Origin of the sequence: Streptomyces montanus, from assembly GCF_005786655.1 — a bacterium.
In the GTDB taxonomy this organism is placed as follows: Bacteria; Actinomycetota; Actinomycetes; order Streptomycetales; family Streptomycetaceae; genus Streptomyces; species Streptomyces sporangiiformans.
In genome coordinates, this window is the sequence record NZ_VBZC01000013.1 from 96,099 (window position 1) to 119,867 (window position 23,769).

The window sequence follows — 23,769 nt, forward strand, 5'->3', positions numbered from 1 at the left end:
CCATGAGGGTGGTGTCGCTGGTGCCGTCCCTCACGGAGGCGGTGGCCGCGTCGGTGCCCGGGGTGCTGGTCGGGGCGACGGACTGGTGCACTCATCCCGTCGATCTGGAGGTCGTACGGGTCGGGGGGACGAAGAATCCGAACGTCGACCGGATCGTTCGGCTCGCCCCCGACCTGGTGATCGCCAACGAGGAGGAGAACCGGGAACCGGACCTCACCGCGTTGGGGGACGCGGGGCTCGATGTGCTGGTCACCGAGGTTCGGGACGTGCCGCAGGCGTTTCGGGAGCTGGAGCGGGTGGTGGGGGCTTGCGGGGGGCGGGGGCGGCCTCGGTGGTTGGACGAGGCCGAGGCGGTGTGGGCGGAACTGCCGGTTCCTGATCGCCGTCTTCGGGCGGTTGTGCCGATCTGGCGGCGGCCGTGGATGGTTCTCGGGCGGGACACGTTCGCGGGGGATGTGCTGGCGCGGTTGGGGGTGGACAACGTGTACGCGGTGCATGCGGAGCGCTATCCGCGGGTGCCTGTCGAGGAGTTGAGGGCTGCGGGCTTTGTTGTGCTGCCCGACGAGCCGTATCGGTTTTCGGCGGAGGATGGTCCTGAGGCGTTTGGGGGGACGCCGTGTGCCTTGGTCAGTGGGCGTCATCTCACGTGGTACGGGCCCTCGCTGGGGGAGGCGCCTCGTGTGCTGGGGGAGGCGTTGCGGGCGGCTGCGGGCTGACCAGGGGTTCCCTTTCCCCAACCCCACCCCTTCCCGAAACAGGGGGCTCCGACCCCAGCCCCCCCGGGTGTTCGCATTTCGGCTGCGGGGCGGTCGTGGCTGGTCGCGCAGTTCCCCGCGCCCCTGGGACTGGGGGCTGCGCCCCCTAGCCCTCGGGGTTCGTCTTTCGGCTGCGGGTCGGTTGTTGCTGGTCGCGCAGTTCCCCGCGCCCCTGGGACTGGGGGCTGCGCCCCCTAGCCCCTGGGGTTCGTCAGGAAGCGGCTCGGACCAGGCCTTCCATGACCCTTAGGTCCTCGCCCATCTCCGGGTGCCATTGGACGCCCAGCGTCCAGCCGGGCCCGGGTAGTTCCACGGCCTCCACCGTCCCGTCCGGCGCGTGGGCCGATGCCGTGAGGCCGGAGCCGAGCCGGTCCACGGACTGGTGGTGGTACGTCGGGACCGACGTCTCCTCCGGCACCAGACGGGAGTAGAGAGAGCCCGGCACCGGCTTCACCGGGTGCCGGCCGAAGACGCCCACGACCTCGACGTGCCCCTCGATGTGCTGCACAAGGGTTCCGCCGAGGGCGACGTTCAGCAGCTGCATCCCGCGGCAGATACCGAGCAGCGGTGTGCCGGAGGCCAACGCGGCGTCGATCAGGGCGAGTTCCCAACTGTCCCGCTCCCGGGCCTCGGGGCCCGTACGGGGCTCGCGGGCGGCGCCGTACCGCGCCGGATCCACGTCCGGGCCGCCCGCGATCACGAGCCCGTCGAGCCGGGCGACGGCCGCCGCGGCGTGCAGGGGCTCGTCCGGCGGCAGCATCGCGACGAGCCCGCCCGCGTCCCGCACCAGCCGTGGATATCCGGCGGGCAGCAGCGCCGCCTCCAGCTCCCACACGCCCCAGCGCGCGGACTCCAGATACGTACTGACTCCGATCAGCGGCCTGCCGCCCACCATGAACTCCATTCTCCTTGATCAGTTCCGTTCCAACTCTGCCTCGGCCGCCGCCAGCGCCGCGAACTCCTCCTCCGGAGCCTTCGCCACCAGACGCTTGCGGCTGTAGAGGCCGAAGTACGCGACCGCGACCACGTAGACCCCGAGCGCGATGAACGCCGCCGTCACGTCCACCAGGAATGTCGCCACCAGCGCGGCGCACGCCAGCACCAGTGCCACCGAGGACGTCAGCACACCACCCGGCGTACGGTACGGCCGCGCGAGCCCCGGCTCGCGGCGGCGCAGCACGATGTGCGAGAGCGATATGAGCGCGTACGAGATGGTGGCGCCGAAAACCGCCACGTTCAGCATGCGCGCGCCGTCGCCCGTCGCCGCGGCCAGGGCGAAGCCGATCGCGCCCGGCACCAGCAGGCCCAGGTAGGGGGCCTTGCGGCTGCTCGTCAGGGACAGGAAACGGGGCAGGTAGCCCGCCCGTGAGAGCGCGAAGAGCTGGCGCGAGCCCGCGTAGATCAGCGAGAAGAAGGAGGCGACCAGGCCCGCGAGGCCGGCGTAGTTGACGAACCGGCTCAGCGCCGTCGCCTCACCGTCCGGCTGGAGCGCCTCGACGAGCGGGTTGCCCGCCCCCTGGATCGCGTCCGAGCCGCGCGCCCCCGCGGAGGCGAAGAAGGTGAGTAGCGCCAGGATCACCAGGATGCCCATCGACCAGCGGATCGCCTTCGGCAGCGTACGGGCCGGGTCCTTGGTCTCCTCGGCCGCGAGCGGCACGCCTTCGACCCCCAGGAAGAACCACATGCCGAAGGGGAAGGCGGCCCAGATGCCCAGCAGACCCATGGGAAGCCAGGAACTGGAGCCGAAGGCGCTCCCGTCCACGGGGATGTCATCGAGGTTCGACGGGTCGAAGTCGGGGAACGCGCCGACCGCGAACACCAGGAGCGCCGCCACGGCGATTCCGGTGACGACGAAGCTGAAGCGCAGCGCCTCGCCGACACCCCACAGGTGGATGCCGATGAAGATCACGAAGCAGGCCAGGTACACCGGCCAGCCCGAGGTGAGCCCGAACAGGCCCAGCGACTCGACATAGTCGCCGATGAAGATCGAGATGGCGGCGGGCGCGAGGACGTACTCGATGAGGATCGCCGTGCCGGTCAGGAAGCCGCCCCAGGGCCCGAGCGCCCGGCGCGCGAAGCCGTAGCCGCCGCCCGCCGTCGGCAGGACGGAGGATAATTCGGCGAGCGCGAAGACCATGCATGTGTACATCAGGCCCATGAGGACCATGGCGATCGCCAGGCCGCCGAAGCCGCCCTCGGCGAGTCCGAAGTTCCAGCCGGAGTAGTCGCCGGAGACCACGTACGCGACGCCGAGGCCGGTGAGGAGCAGCCAGCCCGCGCTTCCTCGGCGCAGGGTCCTGCGTTCCAGATAGTCGTCCGCCTCTTGGTCGGCGGGGGGTTTGGTGGATTCGAGGGACATGGGCGGACTCCCCAGCGCAGCGGAACACAATGGATCGGATCCATACCTTTGCGGCCGCATGGCCGGAAGGCAAGAGGTCTGCGTCAGGTGAGGAAGCCGCGCAGCAGGGCGGCAGTCCCCGCGCAGTGCTCGCGCATCATCTCGCGCGCCCCGTCGGCGTCCCCGTCGAGTACGGCCTCCACCAGGGCGGTGTGCTGCTGCTGTGAGTGCTCCAGGTTCCGGACCAGCAGCGGAATGCAGTCCAGCAGATCGTTCACGGTCGCCCGTACGGCCGCGTACTGGGCGGTGAGGGTCGGCGACCCGCACAGTTCGGTGAGCGTGAGGTGCAGCAGCGTGTCCAGGCGGCGGTAGTCGGCGAGGGGCGCGTCGTGAGTGCGGGCGAGGGCGTCCCGCAGCCGTGCCGCCTGCTTCTCGTCCAGCCCGTGCTGGGCGCACAGGCCGGCCGCGCCCACCTCCAGGACCTCACGGAAGCGCAGAACGTCCTCGATGTCGGTCCCCTCGACCCGGCGGCGCAGCTCGTCCTCGCCGGGCGCCAGGGTCCTCGGCAGGACGAACGTTCCGCCGTACCGTCCGCGCCGCGACTCGACCAGCCCCTGGTCCTGCAGCACCTTCAGCACCTCGCGCAACGTCACCCGGCTGACCCCCAGCCGCTCCGCCAACTCCCGTTCGGAGGGCAGTCGTTCACCACCGGGCACCAGGCCGAGCCGTACGACCTGGAGGATCTGTTCCAGCGCCTCCTCGAATCCGTTGCCCGCCCGCACCGGCCGCAGCACCGGTGTCAGCTGATCGTTCACGCCGTGTCCGTCCGACTGCGACATCTGGCCGTACCCCCTTCCCAAGCAATGGTTCTCAGCAATACCTTATGGCTCTCGGCTGACCCAAGGAGGCCTTTCCCGTGGCAGACCGCACACCACCGCTCAGCGTCGAGGAGCTGCACGCCCTCGTCGCCGGCGGAGAGATCGACACCGTCGTCCTGGCCTTCCCGGACATGCAGGGACGGCTCCAAGGCAAGCGGTTCGCCGCGCGCTTCTTCCTCGACGAGGTTCTGCACCACGGTACGGAGGGCTGCAACTACCTCCTCGCGGTCGACACCGAGATGAACACCGTCGACGGCTACGAGATGTCCTCCTGGGAGCGCGGATACGGCGACTTCGCCATGCATCCGGACCTCGGTACTCTCCGCCGAGTCCCGTGGAACGCCGGCACGGCCATGCTCATGGCCGACCTCGCCTGGAACAACGAATCGCCCGTCGTCGCCGCACCCCGCCAGATCCTCCGCCGCCAGTTGGAGCGGCTCGCCGAGCACGGCTTCACCGCCAACGTCGGCACGGAGCTGGAGTTCATCGTCTTCAAGGACACGTACGAGCAGGCCTGGGACGCGAACTACCGGGGCCTCACCCCGGCGAATCAGTACAACATCGACTACTCGGTGCTGGGCACGGGCCGTATCGAGCCCCTGCTGCGTCGTATCCGCAACGAGATGGAGGGCGCGGGGCTGACCGTCGAGTCCGCCAAGGGCGAGTGCAATCCCGGCCAGCACGAGATCGTCTTCAAGTACGACGAGGCCCTGGTCACCTGCGACCAGCACGCCGTCTACAAGACGGGTGCCAAGGAGATCGCCGCCCAGGAGGGTGTCTCGCTCACCTTCATGGCGAAGTTCAACGAACGCGAGGGCAACTCCTGCCACATCCACCTCTCGCTCGCCGACCAGAACGGCAGGAACGCCATGGCGGGCGACGGCCCCGGTGGCATGTCGCCCGTCATGTGTCACTTCCTCGCCGGTCAGCTGGCCGCGCTCAGAGACTTCTCACTGCTGTACGCGCCCAACATCAACTCGTACAAGCGATTCCAGCCCGGCTCCTTCGCGCCGACCGCCGTCGCCTGGGGCTACGACAACCGCACCTGCGCGCTCCGCGTCGTCGGCCACGGCCGCTCGATGCGCTTCGAGAACCGGCTGCCCGGAGGCGACGTCAATCCGTATCTCGCCGTCGCCGGACTCGTCGCGGCCGGACTGTACGGCATAGAGCAGCAGCTGGAGCTGCCCGAGCCGTGCACGGGCAACGCGTACGCCACGGAGTACGAGCATGTCCCCACCACGCTGCGCGAGGCCGCCGATCTCTGGGAGACCAGTCCCATCGCCAAGGCCGCCTTCGGGGACGAGGTCGTCGCCCACTACCGCAACATGGCGCGCGTCGAGCTGGACGCCTTCGGCGCCGCGGTGACCGACTGGGAGCTCCGCCGCTCCTTCGAACGCATGTGAGAGGTCTTTCCGTGCCGTCCTTCTCCCCCTCCCCGTCCTCGTCCTCGTCCTCGTCCGAGCACGAGCTTCACGTCCTCAATCCGGCGACGGAGGAGGTCGTCGCCACCGTTCCGGCCGCGACCCCGCAAGACGTCCACGCCGCCGTCGTACGGGCGGCGAAGGCGCAGGAAGGGTGGGCCGCCCTCGCGCCCGGCGAGCGGGCCCGGCTGCTGCGCCGCTTCGCCGCCGTCGTCGACGAACACGTCGAGGAACTCGCCCGGCTGGAGGTCCGCGAGGCCGGACACACCATCGGCAACGCCCGCTGGGAGGCGGGCAACGTCCGTGATCTGCTCGACTACGCGGCCGGGGGAGTGGAGCGGCTGAACGGGCGGCAGATCCCCGTGCCCGGCGGCCTCGATGTCACGATCCTCGAACCCCTCGGGGTCGTCGGAGTGATCGCTCCGTGGAACTTCCCGATGCCGATCGCCGCCTGGGGCACCGCGCCGGCGCTCGCGGCGGGCAACGCCGTCATCCTCAAGCCCGCGGAGACCACTCCGCTGACGGCTCTGCGACTGGCCGAACTCGCCCTGGAGGCCGGGCTTCCCGAGGGTCTTTTCCAGGTGCTGCCGGGTGAGGGACCCGTGGCGGGCGATGCGCTGGTCGGGCATCCGCAGGTCGCGAAGATCGTCTTCACGGGGTCGACGCCGGTCGGCAAACAGGTGCTGGCGAAGGGGTCGGCCCTCCTGAAGCCCGTCACCCTCGAACTCGGCGGCAAGAGCCCGAACATCGTCTTCGCCGACGCCGACATCGAGGCCGCCGCCGCGGCCACCCCGATGTCCTTCCTCGACAACTCCGGCCAGGACTGCTGCGCCCGCACCCGCATCCTCGTCCAGCGCACGGCGTACGACCGCTTCCTCGAACTCCTCGCCCCCGCCGTCGAGTCCGTCCTCGTCGGCGACCCGGCCGACGAGAAGACCGCGATGGGCCCGCTGATCTCCAAGGTCCAGCTGGAGCGCGTTCGTTCGTACGTCATCGACGATGCGCAAGGCATCCGCGGCACCGCACCCGAGGGCCCCGGCTTCTGGTTCCCGCCCACCGTCCTGACCGGAGTCGAGCCCCACGCGCGCGTGGCCGTCGAAGAGGTCTTCGGGCCGGTCGCGGTCGTCCTGCCCTTCGAGGACGAGGCGGACGCGATCCGGCTCGCCAACGCCACCGAGTACGGACTGTCCGGCTCCATCTGGACCAGGGACGTCGGCCGGGCACTGCGCGTGTCCCAGGCCGTCCGCGCCGGGAACCTGTCCGTCAACTCCCACGCCAGCGTCCGCTACTGGACCCCGTTCGGCGGCTACAAGCAGTCCGGACTCGGCCGCGAACTCGGCCCTGACGCCCTCACCGCCTTCACCGAGACCAAGAACGTCTTCATCAGCACGGAAGGTCCAGCACAGTGACCGAAGAAAGCATCTGCCGCCGCCTCGTCGGCCGTACCGCCGTCATCACCGGCGCGGGCAGCGGCATCGGCCTCGCCACCGCGCGGCGACTCGCCTCCGAGGGCGCGCATGTCGTCTGCGGTGACGTCGACGAGACCCGCGGCAAGTCGGCCGCCGAGGAGATCGGCGGCATCTACGTGAACGTCGACGTCACGGACGCCGAGCAGGTCGAGGCGCTCTTCAGGACCGCCTACGACACCTACGGTTCGGTCGACATCGCCTTCAACAACGCGGGCATCTCGCCGCCCGACGACGACTCCATCCTGGAGACCGGCCTGGAGGCCTGGAAGCGGGTCCAGGAGGTCAACCTCACCTCCGTGTACCTGTGCTGCAAGGCCGCGATCCCCTACATGCGGCGCCAGGGCAAGGGCTCCATCATCAACACGGCGTCGTTCGTGGCGCGGATGGGCGCGGCGACCTCCCAGATCTCGTACACCGCCTCCAAGGGCGGCGTCCTCGCCATGTCCCGCGAACTGGGCGTGCAGTTCGCCCGCGAGGGCATCCGGGTCAACGCGCTGTGCCCGGGGCCGGTCAACACCCCGCTCCTGCAGGAGCTGTTCGCCAAGGACCCGGAGCGGGCGGCCCGCCGCCTCGTGCACATCCCGGTCGGGCGCTTCGCGGAGGCCGAGGAGATCGCGGCGGCCGTCGCCTTCCTCGCCAGCGACGACTCCGCCTTCGTGAACGCAACCGACTTCCTTGTGGACGGCGGGATCTCGGGCGCCTACGTCACACCGCTCTAGCCACGACACCCTCACCGTCACGACTGTGACGTCTTAGAGTGCCGGGATGAGCATGACGCCTCCGCCCGGCTGGTATCGCGATCCGTCGGCCCCGCATGTCGAGCGCTGGTGGGACGGGACCGCTTGGACCGAGCACCGGCGTGCGCCCGAGGCGCCCCAACAGCCCGTGGCACAGCCGGGTTTCGCTCCCGCGCCCGGCTCCGGTCCCGGCGCGGGCGCCGGCTCGGGAGCCGACCGGGCGAAGGTGGTCGCCCTCGTCGCCGCGGCAGCCGTCCTGGTGGCCGCGATCGTCACCGGTGCCGTCGTCCTGAACCGGGGCGACGGCACCACCGAGGCGAAGACCACGCCCACGCCCGCGCCCGCGTCGTCCGAACCCACCAGCGACCCGCCCTCGCCCTCGGCGTCCACCTCCGAACCGTCGGCCGACGACCCCTCCGTCGTCGTGGACGAGCTCAACGGCATCACCCTGCCGCTCCTCGACGGCTGGGTCAGACCCGAGAACGTCGCCGAGAACGACGTCGTGATGACCACACCCGGCATCTACACCTGCCCGGGCGACGACGGCATCTGCCGCCACGGCAGGGTCATCTCACGCACGGTGACCTCGAACGACGAGAAGTCGCCCGAGGCTCTCGCCAAGGGCGACATCTCGGATGCGGCGGACGCGGCATACGACCGTGACCTCATCGACCGCCGCCCCTACAACGGCATCGAGTCACACCAGTTGGTCAAGCAGGGGCCGGTCGCGGTCGCGGGCCGCGCCGGGTACTTCGTGCGCTGGCGGGTCAAGACCGGGGCGGGGCCGGGCGGTTACGTCCAGTCGCTGGCGTTCCCGTCCAGCGTCGGCTCCGAGGCGCCCGTCATAGTGCGGTTCGTCTTCGACGCGGGCAAGGACGGACCGCCGCTCGCCGACATGGAACGGATCACGAAGGGGATCAGGCCGGTGGGTGACGCGGACACGGGCGGCGGTGTGGGCAACAGCGTCGGCCCCACGCAGTAGCGCGAGGCCCGGAGGAAGAGCAGTGGCACCAGACGTGAGGAAGGCTAGAGGAAGGTGTGCCCTTCCCCTCGATACGTCGGGACCGTCGCCGTCACCGTCTCGCCCTCCACGAGGTGCAGCACCTCGAAACGCTCGCACAGCTCTCCGGCCTTGGCGTGCCGGAACCACACCTTGTCGCCGATGAGCAGATCGTCCGCGGGGGAACCGAGCAGCGGCGTCTGCACCTCGCCGGGTCCCTCCTGGGGGTCGTAGCGCAGTCCCTCGGGGAGGTACGGCACGGGCAGCCGGTCGGGGCCCGCCGCGCCCGAGGCCGGGTAACCGCCGCCGAGGACGGTCACGACGCCCACGCCCGGCCTGCGGACGACGGGCTGGGCGAAGAGCGCGGCCGGACGCCCGCTGAACGAGGTGTAGTTGTCGAAGAGACGCGGGAGGTAAAGCCCCGAACCGGCCGCGATCTCGGTGACGCAGTCCTCGGCGGCGGTGTGCTGGACGCTGCCCGTGCCGCCGCCGTTGACGAACTCCAGGTCCGGCGCCACGGCACGGACCGCGCGCACGACCTCGGCACGCCGCTGGGCCAGCTCCCTGCGTGCCGTGGCCTGCATCAGCCGGATGGCGCGCGACCGCAGCGGGTGTCCACGCACCGAGTCGCCCACGCCGGCGATGTGCCCCTCGTACGCCATGATCCCGACGAGCCGGAACCCAGGCCTCCGGGCCACCGCGCGGGCCATCTCGGCGACTTGGGCGGGGGAGTGCAGCGGCGAACGGCGCGCGCCGACGCGGACGCGTCCGCCGAGGAGCTTCAGCGAGGTGTCCAACTCCAGGCAGACACGTACCACTTCCCATCCGCCGTCCCGGGCGTCCTCGATCAGCCGCAGCTGCGCCGGGTCGTCGACCATGACGGTGACGGAGGCCGCGAGTTTGGGATCGCCCGCCAGTTCCGCGTACGCCTTCCGATCGGCGGACGGGTAGGCGAGCAGCACGTCCTCGAACCCGGAGCGGGCGAGCCACAGCGACTCGGCGAGCGTGAAGGACATGATCCCGGCGAAGTCGTCCCGGGCCAGGACGCGTTCGAGCAGGGCCCGGCAGCGAACGGATTTGCTCGCGACGCGTACGGGCTTCCCCGCCGCCCTGCGGGCGAGATCATCCGCGTTGGCGTCGAAAGCCTCCAGGTCCACGATCGCGACGGGGGCGTCGAGGTGGGTGGTGGCCCGGTCGTAGCGGGCTCGGTCTGCGGCGCGGGCGGTCATGCCCCGTAAGCCTGCCAGACGTGATTACCGCAAGGTAGGGGGATGTTCCGGGCAGATGCCACGGGCCGGCCGGCTGATTCCCGTTCGCACAGTGTCAACCCGTAGAGTGACGCGCACGCAGAAGGGGAACGGACCGGAGGAGTTCCCTGGGCGGGCTGGTGCCCGCGTTCGAGGAAACGGGGGGTGCATGAGCACGGAAGCGCGGCGCGCTCCCATCCCTCCACGCCCGTCGACTCCGCCCGGCGGCGGGGCTTCGCGCTCGCCGGACGAGTCCCCTTCGGCGGAGGGCGTCGAGTCGTCCGGGGGCACGACGCGGAGGACCGACACCGCGGGCGCCTTGCCGAGGCGTGATGCCGAAGGATCGTCGCGCAGGCCCGGCATCGCGGGTGCGCGGCCCGGATCCGGCGCCGCGGGCGGACCGCCCCGGCCACGTGCCGCCGACGAGGACCGCATGGGTGCCTCGGACCAGGACGGGACAGGTGCCTTCGTCGGGGAGGACGTCCACGTCATCGACGCGGGCGACGCCCGGGCGTTCGACGGGGACGGCATCCGACCCCTCGGGGGCGACGGCGTCCGCGAAACCTCCTCCGCCGCATCGGACCGCTTCCCGAATCTCCGGCCCGCCACCGGGCAGCAGCGGCCCCCGGTGATGCCGCCGCCCCCGGTGCCCTCGGCCCGCTTCCCGGACGCACCGCCTTCGGCGACCGGCTCTCTGCCTCGCGTGGACACCACGGGCATCCCCTCACGCCCGGCCGCCGCACCTCGCCCGACCGCGGGGGAGGGTGAGCGCACGCCCGTTCCGCCCCGCCCGGCCTCAGGACCGCGCCCGGACTCAGGACCGCGCCCGGCCGCGAAGGACGCCGCAGGAGCAGGCGAAGGAGCAATCGTTCCGCCGCGCCCCGCCACCGCGCCCAGGGCGACCACGGGCAACTCCCAGGAACGGTCGGCCCCGGCAGCTCCCCGCATCCCCGAGCGCCCCTTCGCGCCACCACGACCGAGTACCCCGGCACCACCGGTCACGAGGCCCACCGTGTCTCCCCGGCGTACCGGCGTGCCCGAGGAAGCCCGCACGGAGACCACGGCCCGGCTCCGCCCGGTCCCCGCCGAGCCGCCCGCGGCGCCCACCACGCCTCCGCCCACCATGCCGCCGTCCACCGCGACTTGGCCCACCACGACCCTGAGCCTCGCCGAAGCATGGGACTCGACGTCGGCGGCGCGCGCCGACCGCCCCTTCGTCTCGCTCGCGTCCCCGGACACCCACGACAACGACACCGCACGCCTGCGTCCCTTGGGGTCCCGAGTCCGGCCCGTCGGGCCCCGGGCCGCGGCGGCCGCGGCCTGTGTCGTGCTGGGGCTCGGACTCATCGGCGGCGCGGTGACCGGGAGTTGGCTGACCGGGGACAGCGCGGGCGCCGCCGGGGCGCGGGACTCGTTCACGGCGGCCGCCGACCTCTGGCACAGCGCGCCCGTGGACCAGCTCTTCCCGACCACCGTCGAGGGCGAGGGCGCCGGACCGGGCGGCGCCGACCGTTCCTGGACCCGCATCGCCGTCGCCCCGGACAGCGGCTGCGCGAAAGCGTTCGACCCGCTGCTGCGCAAGGTCCTCGCCCCCGCAGGCTGTCTGCGCCTCCTGCGCGCGACCTACACGGACGAGACCCGCAGCCACGTCATCACCGTCGGCCTCCTCTTCACGAAGGCGGACTCCGCCGCCATGGGGGTCCTGAACAGTCGATTCAAGGACGAGGGGCTCGACCGCCGGCGCGACCTGATGCCCCGCCCGTACGCAGCGAAGGGGACCGTCGCCGCCGGCTTCGGCGACGACCAGCGCGCGTCGTGGACGCTGTCGGTCCTGACCGATGCCCCGGTGGTCGTCTACGCGGTCTCCGGCTTCGCCGACGGCCGCACCGTCCCCGAGCCGCAGCCCGCCGAGGACGCCATGGAGACCGGCGCCACCACGCCGCCCGCCCAGGCGGGCCTCGGCCACGACGCACAGGGCCTCGCCGACCGCATCGAGCGCGGCCTCCGCAAGAACGTCGAATCGGCCACGGAGAAGCCGTCATGACCCGCACGGCCAGAGTGCCCGCCCCCCGCAGAGCGGGACTCTTCGGTGCCCGCGGGACCGGGCTCCTCGGCCCCCGCAGGACCGGACCTCTCGGCGTCCTCCTCGCCGTCTGCCTCGTCCTCGTCCCGTCGACCGCCGCCCACGCCGACGGCATACGTGCCCAGCAGTGGGCCCTGGACGCGATGCACACCCAGGAGGCCTGGCGGACGACGAAGGGCAAGGGCATCACCGTCGCCGTCCTCGACACGGGCGTCGACGCCCAGCACCCGGACCTCGCGGGCAACGTCCTCACCGGCAAGGACCTGGTCGGCTTCGGCGCCCGCCGCGGCGACCGCGCCTGGGCCCGCCACGGCACCGCGATGGCGGGCATCATCGCGGGTCACGGACACGGCGCCGGCAACGCCGACGGTGTTATGGGCATCGCCCCCCAGGCGAAGATCCTCCCCGTCCGCGTGATCCTGGAAGACGGCGACTCGGCCCGCGGCAAGGCCCGCAACACCCGCGGCAACGCCCTCGCGGAGGGCATCCGCTGGGCCGCCGACCACGGCGCGAACGTCATCAACCTCTCCCTCGGCGACGACTCCAAGTCCGCCCACCCGGAGGCCGCCGAGGACGCCGCCGTCCAGTACGCCCTGAGGAAGGGCGCCGTCGTCGTCGCCTCGGCCGGCAACGGCGGCGAGAAGGGCGACCACGCCTCGTACCCGGCGGCCTACCCGGGCGTCATCGCCGCCACCGCCGTCGACCGCTACGGCACCCGCGCCTCGTTCTCCACCCGCCGCTGGTACGCCACCGTCAGCGCGCCCGGCGTCGACGTCGTCATCGCCGACCCGGACCGCAAGTACTACGAGGGCTGGGGCACCAGCGCCGCCTCGGCGTTCGTCTCCGGCGCCGTCGCCCTGGTCAAGGCGGCCCACCCGAACCTGAGCCCCGCCCAGATCAAACAGCTCCTGGAGGACACGGCCCGCGACGCTCCCAGCGGCGGCCGCGACGACTCCCGCGGCTTCGGCTTCGTCGACCCCGAGGCCGCCATCAAGGCGGGCGGCAAGCTCAAGCCGGAGGGGCTGCGTTCGGCCGCGTACGGCGACAAGTACTTCGGCGCGGGCCCGGACGCCGCGGACGACGACGAGGGCGCGACCGCCTGGGCGGGCCCCGTCGCGGGCGGACTCGGCGGCGTACTCCTGGTCATGGCGGTCGTACTGTGGCGCGGCCGCCGCATCCCGCACCGGCCCGACCACGTCCACGATCAAGACCCCGACTTCTAGGCCTTGTCGGGCGGATCAGGTCCTAGACCTCGGGGTTCCGCAAGGACGACACCGCCGCCTTCGCCGCCGACTCCACCAGCGAAACCCCCTTCGCCATCGTGGAGTTGCCGTTCGAGAGCGCCGCGACGAGGTACGCATGGCCGTCGGCCGTGACCCGGCCGATGCTGTTGATGACCCAGAGCCCGGTCGTGCTGCGCGGCAACCAGCCGTTCTTCAGGGCGAATTCGGACCCGGCGGCCGAGACGCCCCACTGCTGGTCCACGGCGATGTCCTCCATGAGCCCCCTCAGGTACGTCCGTGAGGCCTCGCTCAGCTCCGATTCGTCCCCGAACACCTGGCCGAGCAAGGTGAGTTGATCGGCCGCAGTCGTCTGCGTGAGCCCCCACAGCGGACCGTTCCCGCCCTCGGTCTCGCTGAGCCCCAACCGCTCGTTCGCCGCCGCCAGCCCTTCCGCCCGTCCGATCTCGTTCCACAGTGCCGTCGCCGAGGCGTTGTCGCTGTTCTTGATCATCACGGTGGCGTTCGCCTTCTCCCGCGCCGTCAACTCCCGGTCGGCGTCCTGCGCCCGGAGCAGCAGCGCCGCCAGGATGTCGACCTTGACGATGCTCGCCGTTTCGAACGTTCCGTCCCCGTACGCCGAGCTCTCACCGGAATCCAGATCCACCACCGCAACCGACACCTTCGCGCCGTCCTCGACCGTCACGGAGTCCATCGTCCCGGCGAGCAGCGCGTCCCGGTCCACTGTGGGGGTCGGGACCGCCGCCACTGATTCCACTGCCGCCTCCGGTGTCCGGGATGCGTCCGATGCCGGCGCACTCGCGCCCACGTCCGCGCCCACGTCCGCGTCCGCGTCCGCGCTGGACGCCGCCGAGGACGATACGAGACCGGTGGTGCCGTGCGCCCGCGCCCTCACGTTCGCGGTCCCGCCGCCCGTGGCACTGACGAGCACGACGGACGCCACCGCGGCGTAGAGGAGAGGCTTGCGCCGGGACGGGCATGCGCGGGGCCGACGAGCTCTCTGCGGATCCATCCCGCGATGCTCGGCCCCGCGGCTGTGCGCACCGTTAGGCGGACGTCAGAAGCATGTAAGGGATCGCTGAGAATCCGCTGAGCCGCGTGAACAACGCGTTTCCGGGGGCGCGGGGAGATCGCCGGCGAGCCCCGCATAGAGTCGACGACCGTGGCGAACAAGAACATTCCCGACTCCCTCTTCTCCGACGACGACGGCTCCGCCGACCCCCGGCTGAGCGCCGCGCTCACGGCCTGGGCCGAGGACCGGACCGCGCACACTCCGGTCCTGGAGGCGCTCAAGGGCGCCCGGCTTCTCGTACCCGTCGTGGCCGTCCTCGGGGAGGTCGAGGAGGACGAGAACGGGCTGCGCCGCGAGAAGACGAGTGACATGGCCGTTCCCACGCTCAAGGCAGGGACCCGGACCGCCCTGCCCGCCTTCACGTCCACCGAGTCGCTCGCCCGCTGGGACCCGGCGGCCCGCCCTGTCGCGGTACCCCTGCACCAGGCCCTGCAGGCCGCCGCCCACGAGAAGGCCGACACGATCGTGCTCGACCTCGCGGGCCCCGTGCCGTACGAACTCACCGGGGCCGCCCTGCTCGCCCTCGCCGAGGGCCGTACGACCACGGACCCGCTCGCCGACCCCGCCGTGACCGAAGCCGTGCGCGCCGCGGTCGCCGCCGAGCCGGCCGTGCTCCGCGCCCACCTCGGCCCCGGCCAGGCCGACGGCACCCTGGCCCTCGTACTGGACCCGTCCGCCACTCCCGCCGAGACCGCCCGTGCCGTCGCCGGGCGCCTGGCCGCCGACGACACACTGAGGGCCCGCCTGGTGCACGGCCTCGATCTGGCACTCCTGCCGACCGGGGCGACACCACCGGGCGAGCCCCTGTATGTACGTCCCTGAACCTATGTACGTCTGAGGTTGTCGTACGCCCGTAGCACCCGGCGATGCTTCGCGCCGCCGCTCGGGCGGGCCTCAGCCGAAGACCGGACCCGTGTACTTCTCGCCCGGCCCCTGGCCCGGCTCGTCGGGGACGATCGACGCCTCGCGGAACGCCAGCTGCAGCGACTTCAGGCCGTCGCGCAGCGGCGCCGCGTGGAAGGAGCTGATCTCGGTCGCGCTCGCGTCCAGCAGGCCGGCCAGCGCGTGCACCAGCTTGCGTGCCTCGTCCAGGTCCTTGTGCTTCTCGCCCTCCTCGGTCAGACCGAGCTTCACGGCGGCGGCGCTCATCAGGTTGACCGCGACCGTCACGATCACCTCGACCGCGGGTACGTCCGCGATGTCGCGGGTCATGGAGTCGAAGTCGGGGTTCTCAGGAGGGGTGTCACTCATGCCCCACACGATAGGCCCCGGCACGTCGGCCTCGACCGGGGGAGTCGGAGCGGCGGGGCCGCGTCCGTCGCCGTTCCGTGAGTTCGCGGTACCACCCACTTGCTGCTAACCTTGTGTAACGACCGGCCGGACACGACTGTGCCCGGCCCGCAAGTGGAGGCTCCGATCTCCCACCTGACCGTCCCCCGGGACGGTGGGTCACCCGGTCAAGGCGGCCACCATCGTTCCGTACGGACGATGGAGTCGCTGGACAAGCGCCCCGCGGTTCACCGCGGCGGTGCTCCGGTAGTCCTCGGAGCCCCGCCTGTGTCCCGTCCGGGGCATTTTTCATGCGCCGTGGTGGTTGGTCCCAGTGAAACAGACGTACGCGAGCTGTCTGCCAGGCAGCCGTGTGGTGCTAACCGAGGAGGATCCATCAGCGCCGAGCCCCGCATCAACGACCGGATTCGCGTTCCCGAGGTGCGACTTGTCGGTCCCAGCGGCGAGCAGGTCGGGATTGTCCCGCTTGCCAAGGCCCTGGAGCTTGCGCAGGAGTACGACCTCGACCTGGTCGAGGTGGCCGCGAACGCGCGTCCGCCGGTCTGCAAGCTCATGGACTACGGGAAGTTCAAGTACGAGTCGGCCATGAAGGCCCGTGAGGCGCGCAAGAACCAGGCGCACACGGTCATCAAGGAGATGAAGCTCCGGCCGAAGATCGACCCGCACGACTACGACACCAAAAAGGGTCACGTCGTCCGGTTCCTCAAGCAGGGCGACAAGGTCAAGATCACGATCATGTTCCGTGGCCGTGAGCAGTCCCGGCCCGAGCTGGGCTACCGACTGCTGCAGCGTCTCGCGGAGGATGTCCAGGAACTCGGTTTCGTTGAGTCGAACCCGAAGCAGGACGGCCGAAACATGATCATGGTTCTCGGTCCGCACAAGAAGAAGACCGAGGCGATGGCCGAGGCCCGTGAAGCCCAGGCGGCCCGCAAGGCATCCGCGAAGGCCAACCCGGGCCGTTCGCAGAACGCCGCCGAAGAAGAAGAAGAGGCTCCGGCCGAGGCTCCCGCCGACGCCTGATCCCGGGACGCGAGTCCGGGGGTCCAGGTCCCTGGACGCCAGTCCGGGGATGCCAACCGACACAACTTGACGTTCCACCGTGCCCGGTTTCACGACCGGGCATCGGAACGCCACTGACGAGGAGAGAACGGCGCTATGCCGAAGAACAAGTCGCACAGCGGTTCCAGGAAGCGCTTCAAGGTCACCGGCTCCGGCAAGGTGCTCCGTGAGCGCGCCGGCAAGCGCCACTACCTCGAGCACAAGTCGTCCCGTCTGACGCGTCGCCTCACCGGCAACGCCGAGATGGCCCCGGGCGACGCCAAGAAGATCAAGAAGCTTCTCGGCAAGTGACGTCGGGCGCCGCGGCGCCCGACCTCTGACCGGGACCCAATCGTTTCGGGTCGTGTGAGTTCCCCCCACGGCCCCGCTACAAGGAGTTAATCAAGTGGCACGCGTCAAGCGGGCAGTCAACGCCCACAAGAAGCGCCGGGCGATCCTCGAGCAGGCCTCCGGCTACCGCGGTCAGCGTTCGCGTCTGTACCGCAAGGCCAAGGAGCAGGTCACCCACTCGCTGGTCTACAACTACAACGACCGCAAGAAGCGCAAGGGCGACTTCCGTCAGCTGTGGATCCAGCGCATCAACGCCGCTGCCCGCGCCAACGGCATCACCTACAACCGCTTCATCCAGGGCCTGAAGGCCGCGAACGTCGAGGTCGACCGCAAGATCCTCGCGGAGCTGGCCGTCAACGACGCGAACGCGTTCGCCGCGCTCGTCGAGGTGGCCCAGAAGGCCCTGCCGTCGGACGTCAACGCGCCGAAGGCTGCGTGACGCCGCCGCTGGCCTCAGCCGCATCTGGATGTGGACCCGCTTGCCTCTTGGCTTGCGGGTCCATATGTGTTTTCAGCAGCGGCAGACCCCGTAAGAAGAGCGGCAGACCCCGTAACACGACCCGATGAACCTGAAGGTGACGTAACCGCATGCCCGCCGTTCCCGAGCTGATCTCCCCCCGCTCGCCGCGCGTCTCCGCCGCGCGGCGGCTGGCCAAGCGGAATTTCCGGGGGAAGGAACAGCTGTTCCTGGCCGAGGGGCCGCAGGCCGTGCGGGAGGCTGCCGCACACACGGGCGGCGCGGGGACGGCCACGCTCGTCGAGCTGTTCACGACCCTCGACGCCGCGGAGCGGTACGCGGACATCGTGGCCGACGCGCGGGCCGTCGGCGCCCGCGTGCACCTCGCCGCGGACGAGGTGATCGCCGACATCTCCACGACCGTCACCCCGCAGGGCCTCGTCGGGATCTGCCGGTTCCTGGACACGCCGTTCGAGGAGATCCTCAAGACCCGGCCCAGACTGGTCGCCGTACTCGCGCATGTGCGGGATCCGGGCAACGCCGGGACCGTGCTGCGCTGCGCGGACGCCGCCGGGGCGGATGCCGTGGTCCTTACCGACGCCTCCGTGGACCTCTACAACCCCAAGGCGGTGCGGGCGTCGGTCGGTTCGCTGTTCCATCTGCCCGTCGCCGTCGGCGTCCCCGTGGAGCACGCCGTCGAGGGGCTCAAGGGCGTGGGCGTACGGATTCTCGCCGCCGACGGGGCGGGTGAGGACGACCTCGACGACGAACTGGACCAGGGCACCATGGGCGGGCCCACGGCCTGGGTGTTCGGCAACGAGGCCTGGGGACTCCCCGAGGAGACGCGTGCGCTGGCGGACGCCGTCGTGCGCGTACCCATTCACGGAAAGGCCGAGAGCCTGAACCTCGCGACGGCTGCCGCCGTATGTCTCTACGCGTCTGCCCGTGCGCAGCGACCCCGCGGCGCACGTCCCTGAGGGGGTCCGTACGGTCACTCCCAGCTAGTAGGGTGACGGGCTCGGGGGCCCTGCGCCGGTCTGAGAGGTGGGGTACGGGGATGGGTGTCGGAACGAGCGGTGCGAAAAAGGCACTGCGGGCGGGAGACGTGCGGAGCGCGGCCCCGTCCCGGCGCGGTGATCTCGCCGATCTCGGTATCGACCCCGACGAACTGCCCGACGGACTCGTGATCGCCGACGAGCGCGGCCGGGTGATCTGCTTCAACGCCGCGGCCGCCCGCATCACCGCCGTGCCCGCCGCCGAGGCGCTCGGCCGCCATCTGGACTGGGCCCTCCCCTTAGAGGATCTGGAAGGCCGCCGCTGGTGGCAGCTGACCGACCCGTACGGCGGTCTCGCGATCCGCGTCGGGCAGCCCGAGCGCAATCTGCTGCTCCCGGGCGGGCGCGAGGTACTGGTCTCCGCGCGCTACGTGCGCACCGCGCCCACCGGCCCCGTCCACCGCGTCGTCGTCTCGCTGCGCGACACCGAGGCCCGCCGCCGCACCGAGCGCAGTCACGCCGAGCTGATCGCCACGGTCGCCCACGAGCTGCGCTCGCCGCTCACCTCCGTGAAGGGCTTCACGGCGACCCTGCTCGCCAAGTGGGAACGGTTCACCGACGACCAGAAGAAACTGATGCTGGAGACCGTCGACGCCGACGCCAACCGCGTCACGCGTCTCATCGCCGAGCTCCTCGACATCTCCCGCATCGACTCCGGGCGCCTCGAGGTGCGCCGCCAGCCCGTCGACATAGGCGCCGCCGTCGGCCGGCACATCCAGGCGTACGTCGCCTCCGGCCAGTCCGCCGACCGCTTCCTGCTGCGCATCGGCCAGCCGCTGCCCGACCTGTGGGCCGACCCCGACAAGGTCGACCAGGTGCTCAGCAACCTCCTCGAAAATGCGGTGCGCCACGGCGAGGGAACCGTCACCATCGACGTAGAGCCCGCGCCGTCGCCCCGAGAGCGGGAATGCGCCGGTACGTCGGTCACGGTGAGCGACGAGGGCACCGGCATCCCGGAGGAGTCCATGAACCGCGTCTTCACCCGCTTCTGGCGGGGCAGCAAGCGCGGTGGGACCGGCCTCGGGCTGTACATCGTCAAGGGCATCGTCGAAGCCCACGGCGGCACCATCACGGTCGGCCGCGCCCCCGGCGGCGGCGCGCAGTTCCGATTTACGTTGCCCGTGGGCACCCCGGCGTATCTGCAGTAACGCCGACGAGGCCCCACGGGCGCCTTCGCACCCCTGCGGGCTTCATCCAGACCGGGCGTCCGGGAGAGGCCCTCACCCCCGTTAGACTCGGCCTTTGGCACCTTTGCGTCCCCGTTCCAGGGACGACGCGTCCCCCGAGTCGTGACGGGACCTTCAGCCAGCCAACCGGAAGCACGGGAAGAGATGTCGGCACCGAACAAGTCGTACGACCCTGTTGAGGTCGAGGCACTGAAACCGGAAGAGATCGAGCGCATGCGGGACGAGGCGCTCGACGCCTTCGCCGCCGCGGACTCGCTCGACGCGCTCCAGGAGGCCAAGGTCGCCCACACCGGGGGTACCTCGCCGCTGGCCCTCGCCAACCGCGAGATCGGCGCCCTGCCCCCGCACGCCAAGGCCGACGCCGGCAAGCGCGTGGGCCAGGCCCGCGGCGCCGTGAACAAGGCGTTCGCCGCCCGTCAGGCGGAGCTGGAGGCCGAGCGCGACACCCGTGTGCTGGTCGAGGAGGCCGTGGACGTCACGCTGCCCTACGACCGCGTTCCGGCCGGCGCCCGGCACCCGCTGACGACCATGATGGAGCGGGTCGCGGACGTCTTCGTGTCCATGGGGTACGAGATCGCGGAAGGCCCCGAGGTCGAGGCCGAGTGGTTCAACTTCGACGCCCTGAACTTCGGCCCGGACCACCCGGCCCGGCAGATGCAGGACACGTTCTTCGTGCAGGGCCCGAAGGGCGCTGACAGCGATGGCGAGTCCGGTGTGGTGCTGCGGACGCACACCTCGCCCGTGCAGGCCCGCGCCATGCTCGACGGCGAGCCGCCCGTCTACGTGGTCTGTCCCGGCCGTGTGTTCCGCACGGACGAGCTGGACGCCACGCACACGCCGGTCTTCCACCAGATCGAACTGCTGGCCGTGGACGAGGGCCTGACCATGGCGGACCTCAAGGGCACCCTGGACCACATGGTCCAGTCGCTGTTCGGTGCGGATATGAAGACGCGGCTGCGCCCGGCCTTCTTCCCGTTCACCGAGCCGTCCGCCGAGATGGACATGCTCTGCTACGTCTGCAAGGGCGAGTCCGTCGGCAACCCCGACCGCCCCTGCCGCACCTGCTCCAGCGAGGGCTGGATCGAGCTCGGTGGCTGCGGCATGGTCAACCCGCGGGTGCTGACCGCCTGTGGTGTCGACCCCGAGAAGTACAGCGGATTCGCCTTCGGGTTCGGCATCGAGCGGATGCTGATGTTCCGCCACAACGTCGAAGACATGCGAGACATGGTCGAGGGTGACGTCCGGTTCACCCGGCCGTTCGGGATGGAGATCTGATGCGGGTCCCGCTTTCTTGGCTGCGGGAGTACGTCGACCTGCCGGCGACGGAGACCGGGCGCGACGTCCAGGCCAAACTCATTTCGGCCGGCCTCGAGGTCGAGACCGTCGAGCACCTCGGTGCCGACCTCAAAGGGCCGCTCGTCGTCGGCCAGGTACTGACCATCGAGGAGCTGGACGGCTTCAAGAAGCCCATCCGCTTCTGCACCGTCGACGTCGGTCAGGCCAATGGAACGGGCGAGCCCCAGGAGATCGTCTGCGGCGCCCGCAACTTCGCCGTCGGCGACAAGGTCGTCGTGGTCCTCCCGGGCGCCGTGCTGCCCGGCGGATTCGCGATCTCCGCGCGCAAGACGTACGGCCGGAACTCGCACGGCATGATCTGCTCCAGCGACGAGTTGGGCATGGGCGACGACGGCACCAAGGGCATCATCGTCCTGCCGCCGGAGCACGAGGTCGGCACCGACGCCATCGAGCTGCTCGAGCTCGTCGACGAGGTCCTCGACATCGCGGTCACGCCCGACCGCGGCTACTGCCTGTCGATGCGCGGCGTCGCCCGCGAGACCGCCATCGCGTACGGGCTGCCGCTGCGCGACCCGGCTCTCCTCGACGTGCCGGCCCCGAACGCGTTCGGCTACCCGGTGAAGGTCTCCGAGCCCGCCGGCTGCGACCGGTTCACCGCGCGCACCGTCACCGGGATCGCCCCCGAGGCGCGCTCCCCGATCTGGCTGCGGCGCCGGCTGCAGAAGGCCGGGATGCGCCCGATCTCGCTCGCCGTCGACGTCACCAACTACGTGATGCTGGAGCTGGGCCAGCCCCTGCACGCGTACGACCGCTCCCGCATCCAGGGCGCCATCGGCGTGCGCCGGGCCGAGCGGGGCGAGAAGCTCACCACGCTGGACGGCGTCGTGCGCACGCTGGACCCCGAGGACCTGCTGATCACGGACGACCGCGGGCCCATCGGCCTCGCGGGTGTGATGGGCGGCGCCAACACGGAGATCGCCGATGACGGGGACGCGGCCGGAGCCAGCACCGAAGTCGTCATCGAGGCCGCGCACTTCGACCCGATCTCCGTCGCGCGCACGGCCCGCCGTCACCGGCTGGCCTCCGAGGCGTCCAAGCGCTTCGAGCGCGGCGTCGACCCGCTCGCCGCGTCCGCCGCGGCCCAGCGGACCGTCGACCTGCTCGTGCTCCTCGCGGGCGGCACCGCCGAGGCCGGGGTCACCGAGGTCATCGCGCCCTCCGCACCGAGCACCATCACGATCCCGGCGAACCACCCGGACGAGGTCGCGGGCGTCGACTACGGCCGCGAGACCGTCGTACGCCGTCTCCAGGAGATCGGCTGCGACGTCTACGGTCAGGACGAGCTGATCGTCACCGTGCCGTCCTGGCGGCCGGACCTGACCGACCCCAACGACCTGGCCGAAGAGGTCATCCGGCTCGAGGGCTACGAGAACCTGCCCTCGACCCTGCCGAAGCCCCCCGCGGGCCTCGGGCTGACCGACCGGCAGCGGCTGCACCGCCGGGTCGGCCGCGCGCTGGCCGGCGCCGGGTACGTCGAGGCGCTGAACTACCCGTTCCTCGGCGAGGACGTCTTCGACCAGCTGGGCCTGGCCGCCGACGACCCGAAGCGCCGCGTCGTCAAGCTGGTCAACCCGCTCTCCGACGAGGAGCCCGCGCTCCGTACGACGCTGCTGCCGGGGCTGCTCGCCGCGCTGCGCCGCAACGACGGGCGGGGCTCGCACGACCTGGCGCTCTTCGAGACCGGCCTGGTCTTCCAGCCGCAGAACGAGCTGCGCGTCGCCGGGCGCCTGCCCGTCGACCGCCGGCCCACCGACGAGGAGATCGCGTCGCTCACCGCCGCGCTCCCCGTCCAGCCGCTGCACGCCGCAGTCGTCCTCGCGGGCGCGCGCGAGCAGGCCGGCTGGTGGGGCAAGGGACGCCCGTCCGACTGGGCCGACGCCATCGAGGCCGCGCGCACCCTCGCCCGCGAGGCCGGGGCCGAACTCCTCGTCCGCCAGGGCCAGTACGGGCCGTGGCACCCGGGCCGGTGCGCCGAGCTCGCCGTGGTGATCGACGGCGCCGAGCAGGTCATCGGGTACGCCGGTGAGCTGCACCCCGGCGTCCTGAAGGCCATGCACCTGCCCGCGCGCGCCTCAGCGATGGAGCTAGACCTGGACGCGCTGGAGCGGGCGAGCGCGGGTGTGCCCAAGGGTCCGCACATCTCCTCCTTCCCGGTCGCCACGCAGGATGTCGCGCTCGTCGTCGACCAGTCGGTCCCCGCCGCCGACGTCGAGGCCGCGCTGCGCGAGGGCGCGGGTGAACTCCTCGAGTCCATCCGGCTGTTCGACGTCTTCACCGGCGAGCAGATCGGCGAGGGAAAGAAGTCCCTGGCGTACGCGCTGCGCTTCCGCGCCGACGACCGCACCCTGACCGTCGACGAGGCCTCCGCGGCCCGCGACACGGCCGTCACCCTTGCGGGCGAGCGCACGGGGGCGGTGCTGCGCGGGGCGTGAGAGCGCCTTGAGCTGTTGGGTGTGAAGGCCTGAATCGCCTGAATCGAGGGGCGTGTCCGCACTGCCGGGCACGCCCCTCGCCCCTTGAGCACACACGAAACGCATCTCACTCATTTGAGTGAGATGTGGGAGCGATCTGGCCTGATCGGGGCATGCGCTCGACAGAATCGACCCGGCCGCACAGGCCGGTGCCTGCGCGCTCAACAGGGCTTCAGGGGGAGGCCATCGGAATGATCCGTACGAAGGCTGGGGCCCCGCGCCGGGCCGGGCCTCAGAGGGAACACCGTACGAGCCGGCGACAGACCATCGCCCGCTCGCTCGGACGCACCAGAGCCCGTACGCCTCGCCGATCCGAGACCCAC

20 protein-coding genes and 1 pseudogene are annotated in these 23,769 nt (G+C 71.3%); 15 read left to right on the top strand and 6 right to left on the bottom strand.

Annotation, left to right across the window (positions count from 1 at the left end):
* Window positions 1-2 precede the first annotated feature (2 nt).
* Window positions 3-716: a helical backbone metal receptor gene (locus FE633_RS14130; RefSeq protein WP_171059952.1), complete on the top strand. Its 714-nt coding sequence runs from the start codon at window positions 3-5 to the stop codon at window positions 714-716.
* A gap of 250 nt (window positions 717-966) precedes the next feature.
* Here the strand turns inward: FE633_RS14130 and FE633_RS14135 are convergent, their stop codons facing one another.
* From FE633_RS14135 to FE633_RS14145, 3 genes are all read right to left on the bottom strand, one after another.
* Window positions 967-1,650 carry a gamma-glutamyl-gamma-aminobutyrate hydrolase family protein gene (locus tag FE633_RS14135; protein WP_171059946.1) on the bottom strand — a complete coding sequence of 228 codons (684 nt, stop codon included), beginning with the start codon at window positions 1,648-1,650 and terminating at the stop codon, window positions 967-969.
* Window positions 1,651-1,668: 18 nt separating this feature from the next.
* A complete protein-coding gene (gene eat / locus FE633_RS14140) occupies window positions 1,669-3,114 on the bottom strand; it encodes an ethanolamine permease (RefSeq protein ID WP_138045491.1) in 1,446 nt (481 codons plus the stop codon).
* A gap of 83 nt (window positions 3,115-3,197) precedes the next feature.
* A complete protein-coding gene (locus FE633_RS14145) occupies window positions 3,198-3,932 on the bottom strand; it encodes a FadR/GntR family transcriptional regulator (RefSeq protein WP_138045492.1) in 735 nt (244 codons plus the stop codon).
* A gap of 77 nt (window positions 3,933-4,009) precedes the next feature.
* On the opposite strand from FE633_RS14145, the gene FE633_RS14150 reads away from it, so the two are divergent.
* The 4 genes from FE633_RS14150 to FE633_RS14165 are packed head-to-tail and all read left to right on the top strand — an operon-like array spanning window position 4,010 to window position 8,580.
* Window positions 4,010-5,374: a glutamine synthetase family protein gene (locus FE633_RS14150; RefSeq protein WP_138045493.1), complete on the top strand. Its 1,365-nt coding sequence runs from the start codon at window positions 4,010-4,012 to the stop codon at window positions 5,372-5,374.
* Between the two features lie 11 nt (window positions 5,375-5,385).
* Complete coding sequence (locus FE633_RS14155; RefSeq protein ID WP_138045494.1) at window positions 5,386-6,801, top strand: aldehyde dehydrogenase family protein; 1,416 nt, start codon at window positions 5,386-5,388, stop codon at window positions 6,799-6,801.
* Window positions 6,798-7,580 (top strand): 3-oxoacyl-ACP reductase, encoded by a 783-nt coding sequence (locus tag FE633_RS14160; RefSeq protein ID WP_138045495.1) that lies wholly within the window; start codon window positions 6,798-6,800, stop codon window positions 7,578-7,580. The genes FE633_RS14155 and FE633_RS14160 overlap by 4 nt, the downstream gene beginning before the upstream one ends.
* 52 nt (window positions 7,581-7,632) lie before the next feature.
* Window positions 7,633-8,580 carry a DUF2510 domain-containing protein gene (locus FE633_RS14165; RefSeq protein ID WP_138045565.1) on the top strand — a complete coding sequence of 316 codons (948 nt, stop codon included), beginning with the start codon at window positions 7,633-7,635 and terminating at the stop codon, window positions 8,578-8,580.
* Between the two features lie 44 nt (window positions 8,581-8,624).
* Here FE633_RS14165 and FE633_RS14170 read toward each other — a convergent pair whose 3' ends face one another.
* Window positions 8,625-9,827 carry an amino acid deaminase/aldolase gene (locus tag FE633_RS14170; RefSeq protein WP_138045496.1) on the bottom strand — a complete coding sequence of 401 codons (1,203 nt, stop codon included), beginning with the start codon at window positions 9,825-9,827 and terminating at the stop codon, window positions 8,625-8,627.
* A gap of 187 nt (window positions 9,828-10,014) precedes the next feature.
* Here FE633_RS14170 and FE633_RS48335 point away from each other — a divergent pair, with 187 nt between their 5' ends.
* A complete protein-coding gene (locus tag FE633_RS48335; protein ID WP_246113605.1) occupies window positions 10,015-11,889 on the top strand; it encodes a hypothetical protein in 1,875 nt (624 codons plus the stop codon).
* A complete protein-coding gene (gene mycP, locus FE633_RS14180) occupies window positions 11,886-13,151 on the top strand; it encodes a type VII secretion-associated serine protease mycosin (RefSeq protein WP_138045497.1) in 1,266 nt (421 codons plus the stop codon). Before FE633_RS48335 ends, mycP begins: the two co-directional genes overlap by 4 nt.
* 22 nt (window positions 13,152-13,173) lie before the next feature.
* Here the strand turns inward: mycP and FE633_RS14185 are convergent, their stop codons facing one another.
* Entirely contained in the window at window positions 13,174-14,181 is a 1,008-nt protein-coding gene (locus FE633_RS14185) for a serine hydrolase (protein ID WP_138045498.1), read from the bottom strand.
* A gap of 150 nt (window positions 14,182-14,331) precedes the next feature.
* On the opposite strand from FE633_RS14185, the gene FE633_RS14190 reads away from it, so the two are divergent.
* Complete coding sequence (locus FE633_RS14190; RefSeq protein WP_138045499.1) at window positions 14,332-15,063, top strand: SseB family protein; 732 nt, start codon at window positions 14,332-14,334, stop codon at window positions 15,061-15,063.
* A gap of 72 nt (window positions 15,064-15,135) precedes the next feature.
* On the opposite strand, the gene FE633_RS14195 is transcribed toward FE633_RS14190, so the two are convergent.
* A complete protein-coding gene (locus FE633_RS14195) occupies window positions 15,136-15,492 on the bottom strand; it encodes a DUF1844 domain-containing protein (RefSeq protein WP_138045500.1) in 357 nt (118 codons plus the stop codon).
* A gap of 389 nt (window positions 15,493-15,881) precedes the next feature.
* Here FE633_RS14195 and infC point away from each other — a divergent pair.
* From infC to pheT, 7 genes and pseudogenes are all read left to right on the top strand, one after another.
* Window positions 15,882-16,551 (top strand): annotated as a pseudogene (gene infC / locus FE633_RS14205) (translation initiation factor IF-3).
* Window positions 16,552-16,686: 135 nt separating this feature from the next.
* Window positions 16,687-16,881 carry a 50S ribosomal protein L35 gene (rpmI, locus tag FE633_RS14210; RefSeq protein ID WP_124443692.1) on the top strand — a complete coding sequence of 65 codons (195 nt, stop codon included), beginning with the start codon at window positions 16,687-16,689 and terminating at the stop codon, window positions 16,879-16,881.
* Between the two features lie 94 nt (window positions 16,882-16,975).
* A complete protein-coding gene (gene rplT / locus FE633_RS14215) occupies window positions 16,976-17,359 on the top strand; it encodes a 50S ribosomal protein L20 (RefSeq protein ID WP_006141703.1) in 384 nt (127 codons plus the stop codon).
* 149 nt (window positions 17,360-17,508) lie between these two features.
* Complete coding sequence (locus FE633_RS14220; RefSeq protein WP_138045501.1) at window positions 17,509-18,354, top strand: TrmH family RNA methyltransferase; 846 nt, start codon at window positions 17,509-17,511, stop codon at window positions 18,352-18,354.
* An 80-nt stretch (window positions 18,355-18,434) separates the two neighbouring features.
* Window positions 18,435-19,580: a sensor histidine kinase gene (locus FE633_RS14225; RefSeq protein WP_138045502.1), complete on the top strand. Its 1,146-nt coding sequence runs from the start codon at window positions 18,435-18,437 to the stop codon at window positions 19,578-19,580.
* A gap of 183 nt (window positions 19,581-19,763) precedes the next feature.
* Window positions 19,764-20,894 (top strand): phenylalanine--tRNA ligase subunit alpha, encoded by a 1,131-nt coding sequence (pheS, locus tag FE633_RS14230; protein ID WP_138045503.1) that lies wholly within the window; start codon window positions 19,764-19,766, stop codon window positions 20,892-20,894.
* Window positions 20,894-23,407: a phenylalanine--tRNA ligase subunit beta gene (gene pheT / locus FE633_RS14235; RefSeq protein WP_138045504.1), complete on the top strand. Its 2,514-nt coding sequence runs from the start codon at window positions 20,894-20,896 to the stop codon at window positions 23,405-23,407. Before pheS ends, pheT begins: the two co-directional genes overlap by 1 nt.
* The last annotated feature ends 362 nt before the right edge of the window (window positions 23,408-23,769 follow it).